This window comes from Janthinobacterium psychrotolerans (assembly GCF_001677885.1).
GTDB lineage: Bacteria > Pseudomonadota > Gammaproteobacteria > Burkholderiales > Burkholderiaceae_D > Janthinobacterium > Janthinobacterium psychrotolerans.
The window spans coordinates 169,356-193,189 of sequence record NZ_LOCQ01000052.1; the positions used below are offsets into that span (position 1 = coordinate 169,356).

Annotated in this window: 18 protein-coding genes; 4 read left to right on the forward strand and 14 right to left on the reverse strand. The window is 62.6% G+C overall.

The features are described 5' to 3' along the window. Positions 1-45 precede the first annotated feature (45 nt). The gene (locus ASR47_RS10610; RefSeq protein WP_065307731.1) at positions 46-2,196 is read right to left on the reverse strand and encodes a TonB-dependent receptor; all 2,151 of its coding nucleotides are present in this window, start codon (positions 2,194-2,196) and stop codon (positions 46-48) included. A 381-nt stretch (positions 2,197-2,577) separates the two neighbouring features. Here ASR47_RS10610 and ASR47_RS10615 point away from each other — a divergent pair, with 381 nt between their 5' ends. After that, positions 2,578-4,260 (forward strand): methyl-accepting chemotaxis protein, encoded by a 1,683-nt coding sequence (locus tag ASR47_RS10615; RefSeq protein WP_065307732.1) that lies wholly within the window; start codon positions 2,578-2,580, stop codon positions 4,258-4,260. A gap of 74 nt (positions 4,261-4,334) precedes the next feature. Further along, entirely contained in the window at positions 4,335-5,555 is a 1,221-nt protein-coding gene (locus ASR47_RS27695) for a hypothetical protein (RefSeq protein ID WP_217270550.1), read from the forward strand. On the opposite strand, the gene ASR47_RS10625 is transcribed toward ASR47_RS27695, so the two are convergent. Next, complete coding sequence (locus ASR47_RS10625) at positions 5,556-6,017, reverse strand: hypothetical protein (protein WP_065307733.1); 462 nt, start codon at positions 6,015-6,017, stop codon at positions 5,556-5,558. Between the two features lie 35 nt (positions 6,018-6,052). Beyond that, on the reverse strand, positions 6,053-7,540 hold the full coding sequence (locus ASR47_RS10630) for a SulP family inorganic anion transporter (RefSeq protein ID WP_065307734.1): 1,488 nt from the start codon (positions 7,538-7,540) through the stop codon (positions 6,053-6,055). Between the two features lie 284 nt (positions 7,541-7,824). On the opposite strand from ASR47_RS10630, the gene ASR47_RS10635 reads away from it, so the two are divergent. Then, positions 7,825-8,520 (forward strand): glutathione binding-like protein, encoded by a 696-nt coding sequence (locus tag ASR47_RS10635; protein WP_065307735.1) that lies wholly within the window; start codon positions 7,825-7,827, stop codon positions 8,518-8,520. Between the two features lie 46 nt (positions 8,521-8,566). On the opposite strand, the gene ASR47_RS10640 is transcribed toward ASR47_RS10635, so the two are convergent. The 8 genes from ASR47_RS10640 to ASR47_RS10675 form a co-directional block, all read right to left on the reverse strand. Continuing rightward, a complete protein-coding gene (locus ASR47_RS10640; protein ID WP_425402728.1) occupies positions 8,567-9,448 on the reverse strand; it encodes a PhzF family phenazine biosynthesis protein in 882 nt (293 codons plus the stop codon). Positions 9,449-10,560: 1,112 nt separating this feature from the next. Continuing rightward, a complete protein-coding gene (locus tag ASR47_RS28150) occupies positions 10,561-12,162 on the reverse strand; it encodes a methyl-accepting chemotaxis protein (protein ID WP_065307737.1) in 1,602 nt (533 codons plus the stop codon). A gap of 49 nt (positions 12,163-12,211) precedes the next feature. Further along, on the reverse strand, positions 12,212-13,198 hold the full coding sequence (locus ASR47_RS10650) for a xylose isomerase (RefSeq protein ID WP_245714319.1): 987 nt from the start codon (positions 13,196-13,198) through the stop codon (positions 12,212-12,214). After that, entirely contained in the window at positions 13,195-14,469 is a 1,275-nt protein-coding gene (locus ASR47_RS10655) for an NAD(P)/FAD-dependent oxidoreductase (protein ID WP_065307738.1), read from the reverse strand. Before ASR47_RS10655 ends, ASR47_RS10650 begins: the two co-directional genes overlap by 4 nt. Positions 14,470-14,471: 2 nt before the next feature. Beyond that, a complete protein-coding gene (locus ASR47_RS10660; RefSeq protein ID WP_065307739.1) occupies positions 14,472-15,494 on the reverse strand; it encodes an ABC transporter permease in 1,023 nt (340 codons plus the stop codon). Between the two features lie 30 nt (positions 15,495-15,524). After that, positions 15,525-17,090 (reverse strand): sugar ABC transporter ATP-binding protein, encoded by a 1,566-nt coding sequence (locus tag ASR47_RS10665; protein WP_065307740.1) that lies wholly within the window; start codon positions 17,088-17,090, stop codon positions 15,525-15,527. Positions 17,091-17,167: 77 nt separating this feature from the next. After that, the gene (locus tag ASR47_RS10670) at positions 17,168-18,094 is read right to left on the reverse strand and encodes a sugar ABC transporter substrate-binding protein (RefSeq protein ID WP_065307741.1); all 927 of its coding nucleotides are present in this window, start codon (positions 18,092-18,094) and stop codon (positions 17,168-17,170) included. A 223-nt stretch (positions 18,095-18,317) separates the two neighbouring features. Continuing rightward, entirely contained in the window at positions 18,318-19,349 is a 1,032-nt protein-coding gene (locus tag ASR47_RS10675) for a LacI family DNA-binding transcriptional regulator (protein WP_065307742.1), read from the reverse strand. Positions 19,350-19,517: 168 nt separating this feature from the next. On the opposite strand from ASR47_RS10675, the gene ASR47_RS10680 reads away from it, so the two are divergent. Continuing rightward, on the forward strand, positions 19,518-20,384 hold the full coding sequence (locus ASR47_RS10680) for a MurR/RpiR family transcriptional regulator (protein WP_065307743.1): 867 nt from the start codon (positions 19,518-19,520) through the stop codon (positions 20,382-20,384). Positions 20,385-20,404: 20 nt separating this feature from the next. Here the strand turns inward: ASR47_RS10680 and ASR47_RS10685 are convergent, their stop codons facing one another. From ASR47_RS10685 to ASR47_RS10695, 3 genes are all read right to left on the reverse strand, one after another. Continuing rightward, positions 20,405-21,244, reverse strand: coding sequence for an SHOCT domain-containing protein (locus ASR47_RS10685; RefSeq protein ID WP_150127752.1), 840 nt, complete (start codon positions 21,242-21,244; stop codon positions 20,405-20,407). A 108-nt stretch (positions 21,245-21,352) separates the two neighbouring features. Beyond that, a complete protein-coding gene (locus tag ASR47_RS10690) occupies positions 21,353-22,666 on the reverse strand; it encodes a maltoporin (protein WP_065307745.1) in 1,314 nt (437 codons plus the stop codon). A gap of 221 nt (positions 22,667-22,887) precedes the next feature. Continuing rightward, positions 22,888-23,834, reverse strand: a 947-nt coding sequence (locus ASR47_RS10695; protein WP_150127753.1) for an aldehyde dehydrogenase family protein, incomplete at its 5' end; no start/stop codon positions are given.

Consider the following 23,834-nt stretch of genomic DNA (forward strand, 5'->3'; position numbering starts at 1 on the left):
GGCGGTCCTTTCGTCCAAAACGCCAGTATCCCACGAACCCCTGGCCTACAGGCTGTAGCGCAAGGTCAGCGCCACATTGCGCGGCGCGCCGGGCAAGCTCAGGTTCGGGCTGCTGCCGTGGCCGGAGACGATGTAGCGCGTGTCGCCCAGATTATTGACGTTCAGCTGCACCTCGTACCGGCCGCTGCGGTAGGCGGCCATGGCGTCGGCCGTCACATAGCCGGGCAGCAGCACCGTATTGCCCGGATTGGCATACCGGCTGCCGATGGCGTTGGCGCCGCCGCCGACCGTAAAGCCATGGCCCAGGTCCCTGGTCAGCCACAGATTGACGGTATTGCGCGACGTCAAGGTAGCACGCTTGCCCTTGATGGCGACCGCACTGGCGGTAGTTGAACCGGGCACATTGACACTGCGGTCGACGGCGATCGAATCGGTAATGGTGGCGTCCAGATACGCATAGCCGGCCGTCATTTTCCAGCCGCCGTGCAGGTCGGCGTTGAAGGTCAGCTCCAGGCCGTCGGTGCGCTGGGTGCCGACCGGCACGATGCGGTTGCTAACCGGGTCGCTGGTCTTGATATTGTCGCGTTCCAGGCGGAACAGCGAGACAGTGGCGTTGGCGCGCCCGCCGAGCAGATCGTATTTGGCGCCCACTTCGGTATTGCGCGTCGACTCCGGCGCCAGGTCGGCGTTGTTGGCGGCCAGCGCGAAATTTTCACCGCTGGGCTGGAACGAGCGGCTCCACGAGGCGTAATACGACTGCGTGGCGCCCGGCTGCCAGACCAGGCCGGCGCGCGGGCTCCAGGCCGCATCCGTGCGCGACAGGTTCGCCGTGGTAGCACCGGCCGCATTGAGCAGACGCGATTGCTGCTGGTAGCGGTCGTAGCGCAGGCCGGCCAGCGCCTTCCACTGAGCGCTGAAGGTGATTGCGTCCTGTACATAGCCGGCCGCCGTGTCATAGGTGCCGAAGGTGTCGCTGCGCACGCCCAGCCTGGTGCGCTCGACTCTCGGCAGCACGGGATTGAAGATGGAAATGTTGTTCGCCACCACGGTGGCGGCCCAGTTGCTGGCGTCCTTGCCCTGGGTACCGAATTCGGCGCCATACAGCACTTCATGGCGAACGTTGCCGGTCACCAGCTTTTGCGTCAGCTCGGTCTGGTTGAACCAGCCGTTTTCATCACGGTTCAGTTTGGCATGCCCGAGATTCATGGAGGCGCGCACTTCGTTGACATTGCCCGAGATATTCGTGTTGTTGCGGTCCAGGTGGTAGTCGTAGTAACGGAAGGCGTTGCGCAGTGACAGCGTATCGCTGAACTTGTGCGTCAGGGTGGCCGAGGTCGACACCACGCGCGACTGGGAAAAGTCCGCATCGCGCGCATTGGCCGCGCCAAAATACGTGCGCGGGTCGACGTCGACGGGACGCCCCTGGTACGACGGAATGCCAAAATCGGTCAGGCGGCGGTCTTCCAGGTAATCGCCCTGCAGCAGCAATTGCGTGTCGCCGGACAGGCGTATCGCCACCGAGGGCGCCAGCGCCGTGCGATTGAGAAACTGCTGATCGCGGTAGCTGCCGGACAATTCGCGCGCACCCGTCACGCGCCAGGAGACATCCTCGCCCACCCGGCCGACGTCGATTTCGCCACGGCGTCCTGCCGTGTTGGTCAGGCTCAGCGCCACGTCGGTGATGTCCAGGCCAGGTTTTTTGGTGATGCGGTTGACCAGTCCGCCCGACGAGCCGCGTCCGTACAGCACGGCGGCAGGTCCCTTGATCACTTCCAGGCGCTCGACGTTCGACAGGTCGCGGAAATACAGGGCGTCGTCACGAAAACCGTCGACAAACTGGTCGCCGATGGCCGTGAAGCCGCGAATGAACACCTGGTCGCGCTGGCCGTCGCCGGTGGACAGGCCGACGCCCGGAATATTTTTCAGGACGTCCTGGATCGACAGCGCGTGCTGGTCGCGGATCACGGCGGCCGGCACCACATTGACGGTCTGCGGCACATCGCGCAAGGCCATGTCTGTTTTGGTGGCGCTGCCCGAACTGGCCGCCACATAGGCATTGCCATCCTTGGCGGCCGTGACGGTCACGGCCGGCAGGCTTTCCTGGGCAAATGCCAGTGACGGCACGACGCTGGCGGCAAAGGCGCCCAGCAGGGCGATGGTAATCGGTGTAAATACTGGCTTGTTGCGCGACTGCATATGACTCCCGTGATGTATTTGAATGAGAACCATTCTCATGACAATGATAACAGCGCCGGCCCGGTAAAGTAAGTGGCATGTAAGTAACAGTACTTATAGACAGGCCACTTGAGGTAAATAAACCACATAATAAAATTGCAAAAATAATATTTAAATTGCTTTGAAAAACTATTTCTTTGCATCAATGCTATACTTGACGCTTGTTGGAAGACGACCCACCAAGTCGCCGCTTCCTGAGCATTATCTCCATCGCCACGCTTGATGTGGCTTGCCGCAACGAATCACGCGGCACCCGTAGACCCCGATCCCCTGCGCCTTGCGGCGCCTGTCCGCCCTTTGCTGGCGGCGGCGATCATGATTACTCAACTTGCTAGGACCACCATGAAAAACCTGAATATCGGCGGGCGCTTGGGCGTCGGCTTTGCCGTCGTATTGCTGTTGCTCACCGCCCTGACCGTGACCGCCATCGTGCGCATGCAAACCGCCAGCGACCTTACCTATCGTTTGATCCACACCAGCATCAAGAACCAGCGCATGGTGGCCGAGTGGGCCAAGATCATCGAGATCAACAGCGTGCGTGGCGTGGCCACCTTCGAGATGAACGATCCGGCTGCGCGCGCCAGGATGGAACAGGACCTGAAGGTACAAGCCGAGCGCTCGATCCAGCTGCAGGACCAGATCGCCGCCTCGCTGCGCAATCCGGCCGTCAAGGAACAGTTCCAGGTCGTGCGCAAGGTCCGCACCGACTACGTCACGGTGCGCGGCCGCGCTTTCCAGCTCAAGGCCGATGGCGACTTCGACGCCGCCAAGCAGATGTTCTACAAGGACCTGACGCCGATCACCAACGCCTACCTGGCGGAAGTCAAACGCTTTGCCGAGATGCAGATCAACGCCGCCGACGGCGTCGCCAACAGCATCATGGACAGCTACACCAGCACCCGCACCTTGCTGATCGAACTGGGCCTGCTGGCCATCGTGGTCGGCATCGTGTTTGCCTGGCGCATCTCGCGCTCGATCACGCAGCCGATCCAGGCCGCCGTCAAGGTGGCCGAAACCGTGGCCGCCGGCGACCTGACCAGCACCATCGTGGTGGCCAGCCGCGATGAAACAGGCCAGCTGATGCAGGCCCTGAAAACCATGAACGACAGCCTGGTGGCCATCGTCGGCCAGGTGCGCAGCGGCACCGACACCATCGCCACGGCCTCGTCCGAAATTGCGGCTGGCAATATGGATCTGTCGTCGCGCACGGAACAGCAAGCGAGCTCGCTGGAAGAGACCGCCTCGTCGATGGAAGAGCTGACCTCGACCGTCAAGCAAAATACCGACAATGCACGCCAGGCCAACAAGCTGGCCGGCGACGCGGCCGATATCGCCAGCCGCGGCGGCGCCGTGGTGGCCGCAGTGGTGTCGACCATGGGCGACATCAACAGTTCGTCGAAGAAAATCGTCGACATTATTTCCGTCATCGACGGCATCGCTTTCCAGACCAATATCCTGGCCCTGAACGCGGCCGTGGAAGCGGCCCGTGCCGGCGAGCAGGGCCGCGGCTTTGCCGTGGTGGCCTCCGAAGTGCGCAACCTGGCGCAACGATCAAGCGCCGCCGCCAAGGAAATCAAGGGCCTGATCGACGACTCGGTGCAAAAGGTCGATACCGGCACGCAACTGGTCGACAAGGCTGGCAGCACGATGGAAGAAATCGTGCAGAGCATCGGTTTTGTCACCTCGATCATGAGCGAGATCAGCAACGCCAGCGAAGAGCAAAGCGCGGGCATCGAACAGGTCAACCAGGCCATTTCCGAAATGGACCAGGTGACCCAGCAAAATGCCGCGCTGGTGGAAGAAGCCTCGGCTGCCGCCGAAGCGATGCAGGACCAGGCCAGCGAGCTGGCAAAGGTGGTCAGCGTGTTTCGGCTCGACACCATCGCAGCGGCACCCGTGCGTACCAGCCGGCCGGCAGCGCCAGCGGCGCCAGCACGGAAAGCTGCTGCTCCTGCCCTGAGCCTGCCGGCACAGCGCAGCAAGCCGAAGACCGGCGGCAGCGAAGGCGAATGGGAAGAGTTCTGACCAGGGTCTAAGTAACGGCGGACAAGGCACGCCCGCAGCTACAATCGCGCTTCGATCTTTTTGAAGGAAGCACCGTGCATCTGTCCGTCAACCGCCTGGTCCTGCTGCTGCTGCTGGTATTGCTGGCCGCCGTCATTTTGCAAGGTTGCAGCAACGCCCCACGCCAGCAAACCAGCGCGCCGGCCAGCGCCGGCTACTGCATCGGCCGCGTGGCCGTCACGCCACAAGTGCCCTTGCAGTTCCTGGGCGGCGCCTACCAGTTCTACTGGGGCGATATCGACACCTGGCGCGAAGACGAAGCCAGCTATCGCCGGCGCGTGCAGGCTGCGCAAGCGCCGGTCGACGGCGCGCGCGTGCGTCAACTGTTGAAACCGGTGGCTACCCTGCCGGACAATCACGGGCTATTGATCGTCGCGCGAGAAGAAGACAGGCAACCCTTCGATCCGAACGTGGTGCAGGTCACCGGCTTTATCCATCGCGACGGCACCACCCTGCGTTTCCAGAAACGCGCCGTCAGCCGTCTTCAGGACGTGACGGAACAGCGCGCCAGGGAAATCCTGGCGGCCAGCGAGGTGTCCGCCACGCCGTTCCCGCCGGCAACGCAAGCACAGGAAGGCCTGTGCATCATGCACGGCATGGTCAAGCTCGCTCCCCTGCCCGGCTGGCACGAGGCCACGCGCACGGAAGGCAAGTTCATGCTGGAGGGAGTTCCCTACCGCTTCAGCTTGCGCACGCGCTACCTGCGCTCCTTGTCGCTGAACGCGCTGGAAAAAGATAACCAGCGCCTGGTGCTGGCCGAACTGGCCGGTGGCACGAAAGATAGCACCGTGTCGGAGCAGGCACTGAGCAACACGTCCAGCCTGCTGACCATCAACACGCCATCGGGCGGCAAGCGCATCGCGGAATGGCGCTTGCCGGCCAGCGGCACATCACACGCCACGCCCGTCACCTTCCTGTATGTCTGGCCCGAGTCCGGCAACTTGAGCGCGAAGCAGGACGCGGCATTCATGCAATGGCTGGTATCACATCCCCAGCAGAGTACGCCGCTGCTGCAACTGCGGTCGGTACAAGCGGCCGCCACGCAAACGCAGCCGGCGCCGGTACGCGAAGAAAGCAAAGTGGTCTACCGCATGCAGCTGGCCTACCCGGGCGACCAGGACGCGGGCAATCGCCGCTATATCATTTTGCGCGACAATCAACAGGTCGACGAAGGCCGCAGCGATGCCCAGGGTTTTACCCGTGCGCACAACGCCGATTATGACGAGACCTGGGGCACCACGGTCATGAACAAATAGTCAATGCTGTGCAGCCAGACCCGCTTCCGTCGCGGCAACCAGGCTGACCAGTTCGCGCGGCAGGGCCTGCGCCAGGAAGGCCAGCGCCAGCGCCTCGGGCTCGATGGCCGCGTCCAGCGGCAGCCCCGTTTCAAAGCCGCCCACCATGGTGCGGCAGAAATGCGGCGACTGGGGCCGCGTTTCCACGTACCAGCAACCGGCGCAGGTCTGCACGAAATATTCGCCCAGAAAGTAACCGAGCATGGTTTTCACCCATTGCCAGCTTTCATCGCGGATGGCGATGGTGCGCATGGCCGCATCGATATACGGCAGGTATTCGGCCGCATTGCCCAGCACTTCATGCGCCGGCTGCATGCCCAGGCGCTCGACAAAGCCGACCAGCGCACCGCCCAGCTCGTCGTAATAGATATCAAACGCCGCCAGGCTGCGCTGCAATTGTTGTTCCTGTTCACTCGTCAGCATTGCCACCTCTTTATTCCCTAAATTGTTGATCAACATCAGGCCATGCCCACGTCGACACCGGCGCGCGCCAGCAGCGCTTCATTGCGCTTCGATAAATGCCGCACCTGCAGATGCTTGCCGGCCCGCGCATAGCGTTCGTACAGACTTTCCAGCGCGGCGATCGCCGAATGGTCGGCCATGTGCAGATGCTTGCAATCGAGCACCACGCGCGCCGGGTCGGCAGCGGGCTGGAACAGTTCCTGGAAATGCGCGGTCGAGGCAAAGAACAAAGTGCCGTGCGGCAGGTAGACGCGCTCGCCGGCCGTGCTGTCATCGATCTCGGCGCGCATTTCGCGCGCATGTTGCCAGGCAAAATTGAGCGCCGCGATAATAATGCCGCACACCACCGCCATCGCCAGGTCGGTCAACACCGTGATGATGGTGACGGCGACGATCACCAGCGCATCCTGTTTCGGCACCTTGCCCAGCACGCGCAGCGAACCCCAGGCAAATGTTTCCTGCGCCACCACGAACATCACGCCCACCAGCGCCGCCAGCGGAATGCGCTCGATCAGCGGCGACAGGAACAGGATGAACAACAAGATCATCACGCCGCTGGTCATGCCCGACAGGCGCGAACGGCCGCCAGAGCTCAGATTGATCATGGTCTGGCCGATCATGGCGCAGCCGCCCATGCCGCCGAACAGGCCCGACACCACGTTCGACGCACCGAGGGCCACGCATTCGCGGTTGGGCTGGCCGCGCGTCTCCGTCATTTCATCGGTCAGGTTAAACGTCAATAACGTTTCCAGCAGGCCCACCATGGCCATCAGCGCCGCATACGGAAAAATGATGCGCAAGGTCTCGCCATCGAACGGCACGGTGGGGAAATGCAGCGACGGCAAGCCGCCGGCGATATGCGCCAGGTCGCCGAGGGTGCGCGTCGGCAGCTGCAGCGTATAGCTGAGCACGCCCACGCCCAGGATGGCCACCAGCGCCGGCGGCACGGCTTTGGTCAGCCGCGGCAGCAGGTAGACGATGGCCATGGTCAGCGCCACCAGCGCGCACATCACGGCCAGCGGCGTGCCTTGCAGCCAGCCATGGCCTTGCGGCGTATGCTGGCGAAAATGTTCAAGCTGCGCCATGGCAATCACGATGGCCAGGCCGTTCACAAAGCCCAGCATCACCGGATGCGGCACCATGCGGATCAATTTACCGAGGCGCAAGATGCCGAACAGCGCCATGATAATTCCACTGAGCACCACCGTTGCCAGCAGGTATTGCACGCCATGCTGGGCCACCAGCGCCACGATCACCACCGCCATCGAGCCGGCAGCGCCCGAAATCATGCCGGGGCGTCCACCAAACACGGCCGTCATGGCGCAGATGATAAAGGCGCCATACAGGCCCATGAGCGGATTGAGCTGGGCCACCAGGGCAAAGGCGATGCACTCGGGCACCAGGGCAAACGAGGTAGTGAGGCCGGCCAGAAAATTCTTTTGTATATTCGGGAACCATTCGGCCCGAAACGCTGCGTTGATCATTGAACTATCCAGGGTTGTAACAGTGAGGGCGCCGGTGCGGTGCGTCGAGGCGCAGGCAGGCGTCAGTTTCACAGGGGAAACCGGCGTGTGGCGTTGACGGCTGGAAGATCAATGACTACATCGGTATGGCGGAGTGGGACGATAAACCGCGCGCCGGGCGGCGCTGCTGGGCCAGCCGGCATTATACAAGATGCGCCATGCCATCATCATCGCCTGCGCCGGCGGCGCAGATCGGCGAAAATACCGGCATATCACCCGATTCCACTCTTGCGGAGCTTACCACCATGCACAGTCTTGCCGATTTCCCGATTACCGAAAAATGGCCAGCGGCCCACCCCGAGCGCCTGCAGCTCTATTCGCTGGCCACGCCGAACGGCGTCAAGGTCTCCATCATGCTGGAAGAAACCGCCCTGCCCTATGAAGCCCACCGCGTCACCCTCGACCAGGATGGCGTGCTGTCGCCGGCCTTTCTGTCACTGAACCCGAACAACAAGATTCCGGCCATCATCGACCCGGCCGGCCCGGGCGGAAAGCCGCTGGCCTTGTTCGAGTCGGGCGCGATTTTGCTGTACCTGGCGGAAAAAACCGGCAAGTTCCTGCCGGCGGACGCCGCGCTGCGCCACGAGACCATCCAGTGGCTGATGTTCCAGATGGGCGGCGTCGGCCCGATGTTCGGCCAGGTGGGATTCTTTCACCGCTTTGCCGGCAAGGAATACGAAGACAAACGCCCCTTGCAGCGCTATGTGACGGAAGCGAAGCGCCTGCTGGCCGTGCTGGAACAGCGCCTGGCGGGCCGCGACTGGATCATGGGCGAGCAATACACGATCGCCGATATCGCGATTTTTCCGTGGGTGCGCATCCTCAGCGGCTATTACGAAGCGGCCGAGTTGCTGGGCACCGATCAGTATCCGAACGTGCAGCGCGCGCTGGCGCGCTTCGTCGAGCGTCCGGCGGTGGTCAAGGGGCTTGCGACGCCGTAAGACAAGTCGATGACAAGCTCGCTGGCAAGGCGCTCTTTTTTATCACTCAGCATGTCAGCGTGCCGTCGATGATGGTCACCGACTGCCCGCAGATCCACGGCCCATCGGCATCATGGACCACCGTGACGCGGCCATCGCGGCCGATTGCCGTGCCCTGCCGCACGCGGTAATCCTGGCCCGGCAGCAAGCGGGCAATGCAGGCATTGGCGCTGCCGGTGACCGGGTCTTCCAGCAGCATGCCGTTTTCCACCGTGAACGCACGCACTTCCAGCCCGGCCGGGCCGCCCGCGGCATGGGCGCCGTAGATCGCCACGCCATCGCTGGCGCTGCGCCGCATCAGTTCGGCCAGCGCCACGCCGTCCGGCACCACGGCCAGGCAATCCGCAGCCGAGGCCAGGCGCACCACCAGCCAGCAGATGCCCATGTTGGCGACCACCGGTGGATGCTGCGCCGGCAAACTGCCGATGCCCAGGGTCGCTTGCAGCAGCGGCAACAAGCCAATCTCCATGGCATCGAGCTGCGCTGGCGGCGCGCGAAATCCCAGCGCGCCATGCTCGCCATTGGCGGCCATGCGTACCGGCACCAGGCCGATGCCGCACTGCTGCACCAGCACGCCGGGCGTCTTCGGCTGCAACCCCGCTTCCAGCAGCGCATGGGCTGTGCCCAGGGTAGGATGGCCGGCAAACGGAAATTCTTCCTGGGTCGTGAAAATGCGCACGCGGTAATCGGCCGCAGGGTCGCTGGCCGGCAGCACGAAGGTGGTTTCGGACAGGTTGGTCCAGCGGGCGATCGACTGCATCTGCTCGTCACCGAGTCCGTCAGCGTCGAGGATCACGGCAAGCGGATTACCTTTGAGAGGGACGGATGTAAACACGTCGATCTGTTTGAAGCGGCGGGTCATGTCATTCCTTGTTCTGCATGTCGGCATCGCTGCCGCCTGGTTGAGATGAAAGAGAGCCGAGATAAGCCAGCACCACGGCCTCGATTGCAGACAACGGTACAGGAAAACCACATCAGGCGGGCGCCCATCGTCCTGAACTGAAAAGGCGCAAGGCTTATGCCGCGCCCATACGAAAATAGCCGACTCGAAAGTGGTAATGCCGTTCAGTTAAGCTGTCTGATGCATTAAATGCGTAAGGCCTAAAAACGTAGAAACGGCGGGCCGGAGACGCGAGTCCGAGAAAATGCCGATGGCGGCGTTGCAGCTCCTGGCCGACCATGCGTACTGTCTTCGTCGCTGCGCCTTGCCCTCGACATTTTTCGGACCCGCTTGGCCCGGTGGGCCTGTGCTGGAGACCGAGGCCTCAATCCGTTTTGCGAGGTTCCTGACAGCGTAGGCGAGCTAACTGAACGGCATTGGACTCGAAAGTGGGCTATTTTTTTCATCTGGAGGCGAGGACGGGAATCGAACCCGTCTAAACGGCTTTGCAGGCCGTTTTTTGCCTTTAGAATCAACATGTTCCTTCAAAACCCCGATTTTAGCCTAAAAATTGCATCAGGAGCAACGCTAAAACCAGAGGAAATTTTGCTGCTGACCGTTGTTTTGGTTAATTTTGTATTGCTGAGCTCAGCGGCTTGATTGGCCGTCTATGGATGGGGTTGGCTGGTGGATTACCGCGAGATTCTGGGGCTGCGCGTGGGTAGGTTGGTGGATTCGAGGTCGATAATTGAGCGGCAGTGGCAGCCACACTTCTGGAAACTGAAATGAAGATTATTTGGCGTTTTTACGGATCAGTTCGAGAGGTGGGATAAGGCCATTCGCCGGTGGCAGTCTAGTGTGCCTCCTATCGGCTGTCGCCGAAGAAAAACTTAACGTAGTGTCCGGCATGGGGTGACCACTACAGACGCAATGCAGCGTCAGATCTTGGATCAGAACCAGTTTACCGCATCTCCCCCGAAGCTCGGGTATGTAGGTTTTTGAACGTGTCACAAGCTCTCCAGTTGGTGAAGTTTAGCAACCTGGCGTGTCCAAAATAATCAGGGGACCTCAGTCGCGCAAGCTCCGGCGCGATTGCCCTCGATTGCCCTCTTGTTATGACCTCACAAAAGGCGCATCATGGCCGCTCCACCGACCAGGGGGCGCACCATCGCGGCCTGATCGTCCTCGCGCTCCAGCCTGAAAGTACCAACCACCCGGCGCAGTTCGCCGGCTTGGTCACGCATGGCCTGCGCGGTGGCGGCCGCCTGCTCCACCAGCGCGGCGTTCTGCTGCGTGGTTTCATCCATCTGCGAGATCGCCATGTTAACTTGTTCGATGCCCAGGCTCTGCTCCTGGCTGGCGCTGGTGATTTCGGCCATAATGCGCGTCATCTGCGCCACGCTGTCAAGCACTTCGCGCATGCTGCCACCAGCCTGGATGACCAGCACATTACCGGCTCCCACCTTTTCCACCGAATCGCCGATCAGCGCCTTGATCGAACGCGCCGCCGTGGTAGAACGCTGGGCCAGGGCGCGCACCTCGTTGGCCACCACTGCAAAGCCACGGCCGTCCTCGCCCGCGCGGGCCGCTTCGACGGCCGCATTCAGCGCCAGCAGATTGGTCTGGAAGGCGATGCTATCGATCTCCACGATGATGTCGGCGATCTTGCGCGACGAGGCGTCGATCGCCGCCATGGTGCCGACCACCTGCGACACTACGGCGCCGCTTTTCTCGGCCACCGCCGAGGCGGTCGCCGCCAGCGCATTGGCCTCGCGCGCGCTGGCCGCATTCTTGCGCACGGCGCCCGTCAATTCTTCCATCGCGGCGGCCGTCTGCTGCAGGCTGCTGGCCTGGGCTTCGGTGCGGCCAGACAGGTCCAGGTTGCCGGCGGCGATTTCACCGGAGGCGTGGCCGATAGCCTCGGTGCCGCGCCGCACTTCACCCACGATCACGGCCAGGCCCGCGCTCATCTCGTCGATGGCGCGCAGCAGTTGGCCGATTTCATCGCGGCCATGGCGCCCGGCGCCGGCGCTCAGGTCGCCGCCAGCCACGCGGCGGGCGCTGACCACGGCCGCGTTCAACGGCCGCAGGATGCCGCGCACCAGGAAAAACGCCACCACCGCCGCCAGCAGCAGGCCAATCACGATGCTGGCCGCCATGCTCAGCAAGATGCCGTCGTGGCGTTGCAGGCTATGTTCGTATTCGGTGCGTGCCAACGTCACCTCCAGGTTGCGTAACGCCGCCACGTTCTGCGCCACCGTCTGCGACAGCGCTTCGGTTTCCTTGCCGATCATGGTCGCCGCATACGGTCGGCCATCGACCAGCGCGGCAATCGCCGGCAGCAGCGATTCTTTCTCCAGGCGGCTGCGGCTGGCATCGAACTTGTCAGCCAATACTTTTTCTTCCGGACTCAAGCCGCCCGCCAGGTAGGCTTGCCAGTTGCGCTTCATCTCGGCGATGCGCCTGCCGACCAGGGCGCTACCTTCCTGCACCTTGTCGGCGCGAGGATCCTGCAGCATCGACGCCAGGACCAGCTGGTTCAGGTACAACGCGCTTTCGATGCCGGTGACTTTTTCCAGCGCGAGGGTGCGGTTTTCATACACGGTTTTCAGGCCCTCATTGCTGCGCCCCATGCCGTATAAACCCAGCACGCCAATGGCCACGACCAGCAGCGACAGGAATGCGATAACGCCAAGCAGGCGCGATTTGATCGAGAGACCCATGGTATGTCCTTATGGTAGCGAAGTGGCAAAGCGAAGAAAGCGGGTTGGATCAGGCTCGCTGCAGCTGCGCCAGCCAGCGGGCGCAGGCGACGTTTTGCTCAAGAATGGAATAGCGGGTGGCGCCGCCGTAATCGGCAAACGGGATGAATTCGCAGCTGATTTGCGCCAGGGGGCTGCTGCGACGGGCCTTTTTCCAGGCCAGCAATTGCGTCACCGCCAGCTTCCACGGCGCCAGTTCGGACTCGTCCCATGGGCCGTGATAGCTGCCCGGTGCCGGTGCGGTGAACGGATACTGGATGCCACGTCCCGCCAGTTCGCCACGCCGCATCCAGGGATTCGGCATGCCCGGCGACTGCACACTGCGCGCATGCGCGTGGACGACCCAGCCCCGCGCCAGCCATTGCGCGTACAGGCTGGTGGCGCTATCGGGATGCAGCAGCGCATGGCCACCATCGTCAAGTCCCGCCAGGCCGGACAGCGTCAGTTCTTCCTGGTTGTCCAGCTTGAAAAGCAGATGGGAATGGTCGAGCGTCAGGCGCAGCGGCACGCCGCGCCGTTCCAGCCAGTCGCCCAGTTCGGCGACCCGGCCGAACTGCTCGGTCCACATGTCGACATGCACTTCCAGCGACGGCAGGCAACCGCTGCGCACGCCAATATCCATCAGGCGCAGATAAAACTCGCCCATGCGCTGTAAGGTCAAGGCAACGCCGGCTTGGTCTCGCGCAAACACCTGGCAGTTGAACACGCGGCAGCCCAGCGCGGCCGCTTCGCCGTTGCGCGCCGCATATTCCGGCAGCGTGTCGTCGCCGAGGCAAAATATGCCGCCCATCACGCCGATCGGCACGCCATGGCGTTCGCTGGCGCGGATCACGGGCAGCACGTCGTCGCCCGGCCACAGGTTCACTTCGGCGTAATCGAAGACGCCTGCCTTGGCCACGCGCGCAAAACGCTCATCGAACGACAGCGCCGGTAAGCCATCATGTTCCAGTACGCCATCGATATTGATGCCGATGGCCATCAGCCGCTTGCCGGTCATGCCGCCTCCTTCATCATCGACAGCAGTTTCTTGAGCGGCTGGGCCGCATCGGCCAGCACTGCGGGATCAAGCCGGACGCGCCCTTCGACCAGCTTGCGCATGATCTTCAGGTCGCGCGTGACGACGCTGGCCGGGCCGAAACCGCTGGCACCAACCAGCACGCCATCCCGGCCCAGAAAAAACAACAGCAGCGCGCCTTCGCCCGGCACGCGGCTCACGCAGCTGGCCGCCAGCGCCGGCTCGCCCGACACCTGCAAGGTATGGTCGTACTGGTCGGACCAGAACCACGGCGACTCGCCATAGGCGCTGGCCGCGCCCAGCATATTGGCCGCCGCCACGCAGGCCTGGGTTTCGGCGTTATGCCAGGTTTCCTGGCGCATCGCCAGGCCCGATAGACTTGAAGGGAACTGGCATACGTCGCCAGCGGCGAAAATAGCCGCGTCGCTCGTTTGCAAATGGCGATCGACCACGATGCCGTGCTCGACGTCGAGCCCGCAGGCGCGCGCCAGTTCCAGGCGCGGCGCCATGCCGATACCGGCCACGATCACGTCGGCCACCAGCGTGCTGCCGTCGGCCAGCAGCAACGCCAGCCTGCCGTCGTCGCGCTGCACGATCTCGACCGGCTGCGCGCCGCAGCGGATGCGCGTGCCGCGCGCCTGGTGCAGGGCCTGCACCAGGCTGGCCACCGATTCGGGCACGGCGCGGCCCAGCAGGCGCGGCGCGCCTTCGACCAGCTCCACGTCGCACCCCGCCTCGCGCGCGCTGGCCGCCACTTCCAGGCCGATAAAGCCGCCGCCGACCAGCACGACCCGCGCGCCGGGGCGCAGATGGTCGCGCAGAGCCAGCGCATCGGCATGGGTGCGCAACGACAATACGCGCGGATGCTGCGCGCCCGGTATCGACAAGGTGCGCGCCGCGCCGCCGGTAGCCAGCAGCAGGCTGCGGTAGGCGATGGTGCCGCCATCGTCCAGGGTGATCGAGCGCGCGGCGCGGTCGATGGCGTTCACGCGGCAGCCCAGGCGCAGGGTGACGCCGGCCTCGTGCCAGGCGTCAACTGCGGCCAGCTGCATGGCGTCCATGCCAGTCTCGCCGGACAGCACCGATTTCGACAGTGGCGGGCGTTCGTAGGGTGCCAGCGGCTCGTCGCCGATGACGGTGATGGCGCCGGTCCAGCCCAAGTTGCGCAAGGCCAGCGCGGCGCGCCCGCCGCAGTGGCCGGCGCCGATGATGACCATGCCGGCATGCGCCGATGGGGTAGCGAGGGCGTCCATGATCAGCGCTTCTTCTGTTTGCGGATCTGGTCGGCGACCACCGCGATGACGATAATGGCGCCCTTGATCACTTCCTGGAAATAGGAATCGACCCCGAGGAAGGTAAAGCCGCTGGCGATCACGCCCAGAATCAGCGCGCCGATGACGGTGCCCGTGATGCGGCCCACGCCGCCCGACAGGCTGGTGCCGCCAATGACGGCGGCGGCGATCGCATCGAGTTCATACGACACGCCCATGCCGGACTGGCCGGTCTGGGCACGCGCCGAGCCGATCACCGCGGCCACCCCGGCCAGCACGCCGGCGATGGTATAGACGATCACCAGGTGGCGCTGGATATTGATGCCCGACACGCGCGCCGCTACCGGATTGCCCCCGATCGCATAAGTGCGCTTGCCAAAACGCGTATAGCGCAGCAAGATATGGAAGAACAGCGCCGTGACCAGGAAAATGATCACTGGATTGGCGCCCGAGCCGATCCAGCTATAGCTGTCGGTCAGGGTGCTCACTGGCTGGCCGTGCGTGTAGAGCTTGGCCAGGCCGCGCGCCGACACCATCATGCCGAGCGTAACGATAAAGGCCGGCACGCCCGTCTTGACGATCAGGCTACCGTTGATCAGGCCCACCATGGCGCCTACCGACAAGCCGGCCAGCACCGGCAGCAGCACCGGCAGGTCCAGCAAACCGGGGTAGATGGCGCGTGAGGCCTCGGACGATTGCGCCAGGCTGGCCGCCACCATGGCCGCCAGCGCCACTACCGAGCCGGACGACAGGTCAATGCCGCCTGTGATGATGATGATGGTCACGCCGATGGCGATCAGGCCGATCTCGGACACCTGCAAGATCATGATCAGCAAACCGGTGGGGTTGCCGAGAAAGCTCTGGCCGCGGAAATACCAGCCCAGCAGTTCGAAGGCCAGCGCGATGCCCAGCAGCACGCACAGGATGCCCAGTTCGGGCGGCCATTTGAAGGCGCGCTGGAGGGGCGGCTTGACCGCGTCGGTAAGAATGGCTTGTTGCGATTGCATGATGGATGTCTCCTGCTTGACGGATGATTTTTATTGAAATGTGGGCGCCGGGGGCGGCGCCGGCACGACGCCGGAAGCGAGCGACAGAATGCCTTCCTGGCTAAAGTCGGCGCGCATTACCTCGCCGCTGACCTGGCCTTCGTGCATCACGATGACGCGGTCGCTCATGCCCATCACTTCGGGCAGTTCGGATGAAATCAGAATGATGGCTGCACCGGCCTGCGCCAGTTCCGTGACCAGCTTGTGGATCTCGGCCTTGGCGCCGACATCGACGCCGCGCGTCGGCTCGTCGAGGATCAGGATGCGCGGGTGGTTCAGCAGCCAGCGCGCGATCAGCGCCTTTTGCTGGTTGCCGCCACTGAGGTTGCCGATAATTTCCTGCAAGTTCGGTGTCTTGATCTTCAGGCGGCGGCTCATGTCGTGGCAGGCCGCATCGAGTTTTTTCTGCTGCACGAAGCCGCACCAGGTGTAGTCGGACAGCACGGTGATATCCATATTGCTGGCCACATCGAGGCCCAGGAACAGGCCCGATTTCTTGCGGTCTTCGGTCAGCAACGCCAGGCCGGCGTGGATCGCCTGCTTGGGCGTGCGGAAACGCTCGGGTTTGCCGTCGATAAAAATCTGACCGGAATCGGGCGGGTCGATGCCGAACAGCGACTCCATCACTTCGGTGCGGCCCGCGCCCATCAGGCCGGCCAGGCCGACGATCTCGCCATAACGCACGTCGAAACTGACGTCGTTAAACCAGCCTTTGCGGGACAGGCCGCGCAGCGACAGCGCTACCGCGCCGATCTCGGCGTGGCCCTTGGGAAAGACCTGGTCCATCTCGCGCCCGACCATCGCCGAGATCAGCGAATTGGCGTTCATGCTGGCGGCCGGCTCGGTCAGGATATGGCAGCCGTCGCGCAAAATCGTGATGTCATCGGCGATACGAAACACCTCGTTCATCTTGTGGGTAATATAGATGATGGCCTTGCCGGCGCGCTTCAGGCTGGCGATGATGTCGAACAGGTGCTCGACTTCTTTTTCCGTGATGGCCGAGGTAGGCTCGTCCATGATCAGCACTTGCGACTCGTAGGAAACGGCCTTGGCGATTTCGATCATCTGCCGGTTGGCGATGCTCAGCTCGCCCAGCATGCATTCGGGATCGACCGCGATATTCAGACGACCCAGCAGATCGCGCGTGTCCTGGTTCAGCCTGGCGTGGTTGACGATGCCGAAGGCATTGACCGGTTCGCGGCCGATCCAGATATTCTCCGCCACCGTCATGTCGGGCAGCAGGTTCAACTCCTGGTGGATCATGGCAATGCCGTGATCGAGCGCTTCGCGCGGCGAGCGCAGCTTCAGGCGCTTGCCGCGGAAGGTCAGCGTGCCCTCGTCCGGAATATAACTGCCGGCCAGGATCTTCATCATGGTCGACTTGCCGGCGCCGTTCTCGCCCATCAGCGCGTGCACCTCGCCAGCGCGCACTCGCAAACTGACCTTATTCAAGGCCACCACGCCGGGAAAGCGCTTGCAGATATCGCATGCCTGCAGCAAATACTCGCGCGCATCCGCCGCCGGCATGGCTGGCGCCATGGCATCGTGAAATGTCATCTCTAACCCCTCTGAAACATGAATGTCTGACTGCCGCGCCCGGCGCCTGATGGCGGCGGGCGCTTGTTACGCGGAGTTCAGTTCTTGCTGATGTACTTGGCGATGTTGTCCTGCACTACCAGCTCGTACGGGATCATGTTCATGTCGGGCAGCTTTTCTTTCTTGACCATTTTCATGGCCGCCTGCACGGCACCCGTGCCCTGGCCCTTGGCATCCTGGAATACGGTCAGCGCCAGTTCGTTCGATTTCATCGACGACAGTGCATCGGGCGTAGCGTCGACGCCGGCCACCAGCACGGTTTTCGGCGAGACCTTGGCTTGCTTCATGGCGATCAGCGCACCGAGCGCCATCTCGTCGTTATTGGCGGCAATCGCATCGATCTTCACGCCGGTACTGAGCCACTTGGCCATCAGGTCGATGCCCTTCTTGCGGTCGAAATCGGCGACCTGTTCCTCGACGATCTTGATGCCAGGGAATTTTTTCGCCACTTCCTTGACGCCCTTGGTACGATCGATCGCCGCATCGCTCGACAGCGCGCCGACCATGATGGCGACATTGCCTTTGCCGTTCAGGCGGCGCGCCAGCTCTTCCATCTGCAAGCGGCCGGCCACCAGCGAATCGGAACCGACAAACACGGTGCCGTTACCCATTTTTTCGTCCGGCTTGCGGTTTACGTAGACCAGCGGAATGCCGGCCTTGCGGGCCGCTGCGGAAATGCGCTTGGTGGCGGCCGTGTCGACCGGATTGACGACGATCGCGGAGACGCGCTGGGCGATGAAGTTTTCAACCTGGCTGACCTGGCGGCCGACATCGTTGTTGGCGTCTTCGAACTGGATCTTGACCTTCTGGTTCTCCGCTTCCTTGGCCATGCCGCCGCGCACGATGGTCAAAAAAGTGTCGAAGGCCGACAGCGACACGCCAATCGACGGCGTCTGGGCGAAGGCGCTGGCAGGCAGGATGGCAGCGGTGGCGAAGGCCAGGAAGATGCGGCGGCTCAGTTTCATTTTGTCTCCATTATTGTTTATCGTTATGGTCATTCATCACTCAGATACGTCTCTTTGCGAGGACTGTTCATGAGCTGATACCCATCGTAGATCATGGAAAATCAAAATGCAATAAATATTTCAGTTTTATTTTAATACAGAAAAAATATTTCATATTTTGGAAGACAGCTTTGCCAGGCAGTGCCATGACATGCCAGCAAGCACGGCCAGCACGGGGCAAAAGTCAGACGCTTTCGGCCGTATGCAAATCAAAGGATAGCGGCTCTGGCGCCGCCAGGGATGGGCCGTGCTCGTCGCATGACAGGGCCATGGCGCGCACGGCGGCCTGCGCCAGGCGCTGCTGCGGCGTGGCGATGACGAGGTCGACAATGCCGTCGATCAGTGCCGAGCGCGTTACCGGCACCAGCTCATTGACCACCACCACCAGGCCCTGCGCCGGCATCTCTTCCCGCAGCGCGCGCACCACGCCGGCCGAGCCTCCGCCGGCAACGCACAGGCCGACCATCCGGGGATGCGCAGCCAGCAGGTCGAGCACGGTTTCCTGCGACAGGTCCTGGTCTTCCAGGCTGGTGTGTGCCTCGAGCACGCGAAAGTCGGGCGCATGTTCGCGGAAATACGAGCGAAAGCCGCTCTCGCGGCTTTCCTGGCCCAAGTATCGCTGGCTGCCGATCAGGATGCCAACTTCGCCCGCGCGCGGCGCCATGCGTGCAATAGCCCAGGCAGCCGTGCGCCCGGCCTTGCGGTTGTCGATGCCCAGGTAGGCGCTGCGAAGGGGCGAGCTGACGTCCGACAACAAGGTGAACACAGGTTTGCCCAGCGCGCGCAACGCATTGATGGCTTCGTTGACGTAAGGATGGTCGAGTGCCACCACGGCCAACGCGTCGACCTCCATGCCGACGGCGTGGATGCGCTCGGCGATCAGGCGCGGCACAAGCTGGTCCATGAATTCCACCCGCGCCTCGCAGCGCAGGCCGGCATGCTGTTCGGCCGCTTCGCGCAACGCCGCAGCCAGGTCCTGGTAGAACGGATCGTCCTGTTTTTGCAGGCAAAAGCCCAGGGTCAGCAGTGGTGCGCGTTCGAGCAGGCGCCGGCGCATCAATTCCGTGGCGTGATAGCCGATCTTCTGCGCCGCCAGCACCACGCGGTCGGCGGTGCCGTCCTTGACGGGCAGGCGGCTGTTGAGCACCCGGTCCACGGTGGCGACGGATACCCCGGCGGCCTGGGCCACCGATGTCATGGTTGGGCGCTTGTTCAACGGTTCTCCTGCGGGACGCGTGCATGATGCTGAATCATCGTGCAGGCAGGATAATGGAGTCGCACGTGCAATGCAATATTTTTTGCCGATTCGGCATAATTCGAAATTTCCTTCTATGCGATAGAATCGCGCCTATAATTTATATTAATGGAAACAGAAGGAGCAAGCATGGCTGAAGTCGCCGCGATCGACCAACTGATACAGCAAATCGCCAACGAATACGAAAGCTTGTCGCGCCAGCTCAAGCTGATCGCCAAGTACGTCGAGCAGCACCGCTCCAGCCTGATGTTGGAGCGCATCAGCGACATCGCCGCCGCCTGCGATGTCCAGCCGTCGGCCATCGTGCGCTTTGCGCAGCGCTTCGGCTATTCGGGCTTCAGTGAAATGCAGGAAGTGTTTCGCCAGGCGTATACCGAGCAGACGAGCGCGCCGCCGAACTACCAGCAGCGCATCCGCAAGCTGATCGTCGACGGCGACCGGCAATTGAGCGCCGGCGACATGACGCGCGCCTTTATCGGCGCCAGTTATGCCGGTCTCAACGACCTGGCGGCCGGCCTCGACGACGTCCAGCTGGAAGCGGCCGTCACCTTGCTGCAGCAAGCCGACAATATTTACGTGGTCGGCGTACGCCGCTCGTTTCCCATCGCCTCGTATATCGCTTATGCACTGGAACATACGGCCAAGCGGGTCCACCTGGTTTCAGGCCTGGGCGGCATGCACCGAGACCAGATGCGCAGCATCCGCAGGGGCGACGTGGCGATTGCCATCAGCTTCGCGCCCTACGGCAAGGAAACCCTGCAATGCGCGCGGCTGGCGCAGGACAATGGCGCCAAGGTGCTGGTGATTACCGACAGCAAGCTGGCGCCTCTGGCGCGCGCGGCCGATGCCTTGCTGACGGTCACCGAAGGCAGTGCTTTTGCCTTCCGCTCGCTGACCAGCACCATCTGTTTGTGCCAGGCGCTGTTCATCGCCCTGGCCTACCGGCTGGAATCCGATATCAAGGAAATTACCCCGCCAGGCGAAGAAACCGACTGAGGCGGGGCGATTTGGCATGCCTACAAGGCGTTCAGGATCAGGCGGCGCTTTTCCTGGTATTCGTCTTCGCTGATCAAGTCCTGCTGGCGCAGTCGTGCAAGGGTTGCCATTCGACGTTCGATATCGTCTATCACGCGCGCCGGTGCCTGCTGCGCTGAAGGCAAGCTGGCTGGCAGCGGCGGCGGCGGCGTGCGCGCCCGCAGGCTTTCCAGCGACACCTCCAGCCAGTCGCCACGTGCGGGCTGGACGCGGCGCCAGCCATCACCTTTTAACGCCGGCACATCCGGCGATGGGCGCAGGCGGCTACCGGTGAAAAATACCTTGGTCGGCTGGCGGCTCACACGTTCCAGATCGAATGGCGACTGCACCAGGCCTAACAGCAGTTGCAATGCGCCGTCGCGGACAAAAGCGCGGCCGCTGCTGACGCGATAGGTCGACATCAGCCGCAAACCGTCAGGCTCCGCCGCCACCGCAAACGTCACATCCTCTCCCGCTGCGGACGCTGCCAGCGCCACGCTGAGCGGGAGCGACAGCTGATCGAGCTGTTGCGGCGAAAACACCGCACTTCCCGTACTCGTCTGCAACGCCGCCAGCGCCAGGCGCAAGGCTTCTTGATCAAGTGTGCGCCCCTGATTGGCCGCTGCGCCAGTTTCGCTGGGCACGCGCTGCACGAAGCTGTACGGCCCCAAAGGCATATTTTGCGCCGGCGTAGCCATGGCTGCCGGCCTGACGGTCTTGCCACCGTCGCTACCATTGACCAGCGCTCCCACGCTTGCACAGCCCGACAGGCAGGCGCCCATCACCAGTAACAGGCAAGCAAGCGGCATCTTGCATGCCTTGTTCGATGTAGCAATCATCATGTCTCCATTGCAGGAAAAAAAACCCTTCCGCGCAAACGGAAGGGCAAAAGGACGGTCATGCATAACACCGTCCACTAGGACCATCATGCCTCTGACAGCAATGCTTCCTTAAAACCAGGTTTCGACTTGCATGCCCAGCATCGAACCCGAAGTGGCGCGGCCGAACGCGCCGGTAGTCGACAATGCGCTGCCTGCATTGGAGACGTCGGCAGCAAGGCGGGCGGCATCATTCCATTTGGCGTAGGTGTAGAACAGGCGCAAATCAGGACGGGCATTGACTCCCGGGCCGGACGAAATGGTCGGTGCGATGGTGAACTTGGTCATGCGGCGAGTCTGGCCATTTTCAGGCTTGACCACGTCGAATCCCAGATCGGCACCGACCTTGATGTGGCGCGTCAGACCATACACGACATGGGTGCCCAGGCTGCTCCAGGTTTTGTTTTCGGTCACGCCGATAATGGTCTGGCCTGGCGCAAGGCCGCTATCTTTCTGATAGATGGCCACCAGTTCGACGCCGAATTTTGGCGTGATCTGGGTGTAAAGGCCATCGAGCACGCGCACACGCTTCACATCCTTGCTGTGGGTCAGGTTGCCGATCGCGCCGATTGCCGAATCGGTGCCGCCGGTACCAGGCCCGGTGCCGTACTGCAGCGCGAGTTTGTTCCATCCATCGCCATTGATGCCGGTCTGGCGATGCTGCACGGTCAGGCCGTAACCCGATTGAGCTTGTGGCGCGGACGAGTCCTTGCCGATCCAGCTCAGGCCCATTTCCAGCGAGCCGTTCGGGTTGGTGCCGATGCCGCGCAACTGGAAGTCGTGACGGCTGGCCGAATTGCTGCCATTGCTGGCCAGTGCGCCGGTAGCCGGCAAGCCGCCGCCGGTGGTGGTGGCGATCAAATTATCCTTGCGCAGCCAGGCATAGCTGAATTTCAGGGTGCCGCCCAGACTGATGTCTTCCACACCACCGCCGAAGCCCTGGCCACTCCAATAGAAAAAATCATTCGGACTCAGGGCTTCACGCTTGTAGTATTTGCGCCCCATCCATGCGCTGCCGCCGTTCAATTCCGGCAGCTTGTCACCCTGAACGAAGATTTGCGGCAGTCCGACCGGGTCGGTATCCGAGGAAGCGTTACTGTTATTAAAGGAAAACATGATATTGGCGCTGAAGACGGCCCCTTCATCGGTTTTCGCCACTTCCTGCCCCAGGCCAAATTCACCATACACCTGGCACTCATTGCCAAGGCGATACTTGCTCATGGCACCGGCCAGCTGAAAACAGGTCGGGCCACCCTTGGACGAGTTTGTGCCGGTCAGGCCGCGAAAGTAGCCGTTATACTCAAAAGCGAATAACGGCTGGCTGCACACCATCAAGCCGGTGACGAGCAAGGCTTTTTTCAAGATTGCTGATTGTTGCGTTTTCATGGACTGCTATCCCCTTTGTTATACGAGCATCTGCTGATGCTCTGTTATCGAACCCCGTTATGACAACAGGGCTCCTTTCATGCCACGGATGTGGCAATTCTTATTGGCGCAACGGTAAGTTGCGGGCAGCCGCAAGGCTGCGGGCAAAGCTCCGCCCTGGCACAGTCGCGGCTGTTTATATCCAGGGAGAAATGAAAACCGGGCTGATCAGCCCGGCTGCGTTATTTCATGGTCGGCATGGCAAACTCCGCCCCGGCCGCCGTCGAGGCCGGCCAGCGCTGGGTGACGGCTTTCTGCCTGGTATAAAAACGCACCGATTCCGGGCCGTGCGCATGGTGGTCGCCGAACAGGCTGCGTTTCCAGCCGCCGAAACTATGAAAAGCCATCGGCACGGGAATCGGCACATTCACCCCTACCATGCCGACCTGCACCCGGTGCGTGTATTCGCGCGCCGTATTGCCGTCGCGCGTGTAGATCGCCGTGCCGTTGCCGTATTCATGGGCGTTGACCAGGTCCAGCGCGGTCGTGAAATCCGGCACGCGCACGATGCACAGCACCGGGCCGAAGATCTCTTCCTTGTAGATGGTCATTTCCGGCGTCACATGGTCGAACAGGCTGCCACCGAGGAAAAAGCCGTTTTCATGGCCCGGCAGCACAAAGCCGCGGCCGTCCGCCACCAGTTTTGCGCCCTCTTTCACGCCGGTGGCGATGTAGCCGCTGATTTTATCCTTGTGCACTTGCGTCACCACCGGACCCATTTCGGCCGCCAGGTCCATGCCTTGCGTGATTTTCAGTTCGGCGATGCGCGGCAGCAGGGCTTCGACCAGCTGGTCGCCCACATTGCCGACCGCCACCACTACAGAGATCGCCATGCAGCGCTCGCCGGCCGAACCGAAGGCGGCGCCCATCAGCGCGTCGACGGTTTGCGGGATATCGGCGTCGGGCATCACCACCATATGGTTTTTCGCGCCGCCCAGGGCCTGCACGCGCTTGCCCTGCGCGCAGCCAGTGGCGTAGATGTATTCGGCAATCGGCGTGGAGCCGACAAAGCTGACGGCGCGCACATCGGGGTGGTGCAGCAAGCCATCGACGGCTTCCTTGTCGCCCTGCACCACATTGAACACGCCGTCCGGCAGGCCCGCTTCGGTGAGCAATTTCGCCAGCAGCA

What these genes read in the sequence shown, in the direction of transcription:
- ASR47_RS10610 (WP_065307731.1), bottom strand. Translation starts at nt 2,196, where the DNA reads ATGCAGTCGCGCAACAAGCCAGTATTTACACCGATTACCATCGCCCTG.
- ASR47_RS10615 (WP_065307732.1), top strand. Translation starts at nt 2,578, where the DNA reads ATGAAAAACCTGAATATCGGCGGGCGCTTGGGCGTCGGCTTTGCCGTC.
- ASR47_RS10625 (WP_065307733.1), bottom strand. Translation starts at nt 6,017, where the DNA reads ATGCTGACGAGTGAACAGGAACAACAATTGCAGCGCAGCCTGGCGGCG.
- ASR47_RS10630 (WP_065307734.1), bottom strand. Translation starts at nt 7,540, where the DNA reads ATGATCAACGCAGCGTTTCGGGCCGAATGGTTCCCGAATATACAAAAG.
- ASR47_RS10635 (WP_065307735.1), top strand. Translation starts at nt 7,825, where the DNA reads ATGCACAGTCTTGCCGATTTCCCGATTACCGAAAAATGGCCAGCGGCC.
- ASR47_RS10640 (WP_425402728.1), bottom strand. Translation starts at nt 9,448, where the DNA reads ATGCCGACATGCAGAACAAGGAATGACATGACCCGCCGCTTCAAACAG.
- ASR47_RS28150 (WP_065307737.1), bottom strand. Translation starts at nt 12,162, where the DNA reads ATGGGTCTCTCGATCAAATCGCGCCTGCTTGGCGTTATCGCATTCCTG.
- ASR47_RS10650 (WP_245714319.1), bottom strand. Translation starts at nt 13,198, where the DNA reads ATGACCGGCAAGCGGCTGATGGCCATCGGCATCAATATCGATGGCGTA.
- ASR47_RS10655 (WP_065307738.1), bottom strand. Translation starts at nt 14,469, where the DNA reads ATGGACGCCCTCGCTACCCCATCGGCGCATGCCGGCATGGTCATCATC.
- ASR47_RS10660 (WP_065307739.1), bottom strand. Translation starts at nt 15,494, where the DNA reads ATGCAATCGCAACAAGCCATTCTTACCGACGCGGTCAAGCCGCCCCTC.
- ASR47_RS10665 (WP_065307740.1), bottom strand. Translation starts at nt 17,090, where the DNA reads ATGACATTTCACGATGCCATGGCGCCAGCCATGCCGGCGGCGGATGCG.
- ASR47_RS10670 (WP_065307741.1), bottom strand. Translation starts at nt 18,094, where the DNA reads ATGAAACTGAGCCGCCGCATCTTCCTGGCCTTCGCCACCGCTGCCATC.
- ASR47_RS10680 (WP_065307743.1), top strand. Translation starts at nt 19,518, where the DNA reads ATGGCTGAAGTCGCCGCGATCGACCAACTGATACAGCAAATCGCCAAC.
- ASR47_RS10685 (WP_150127752.1), bottom strand. Translation starts at nt 21,244, where the DNA reads ATGATGATTGCTACATCGAACAAGGCATGCAAGATGCCGCTTGCTTGC.
- ASR47_RS10690 (WP_065307745.1), bottom strand. Translation starts at nt 22,666, where the DNA reads ATGAAAACGCAACAATCAGCAATCTTGAAAAAAGCCTTGCTCGTCACC.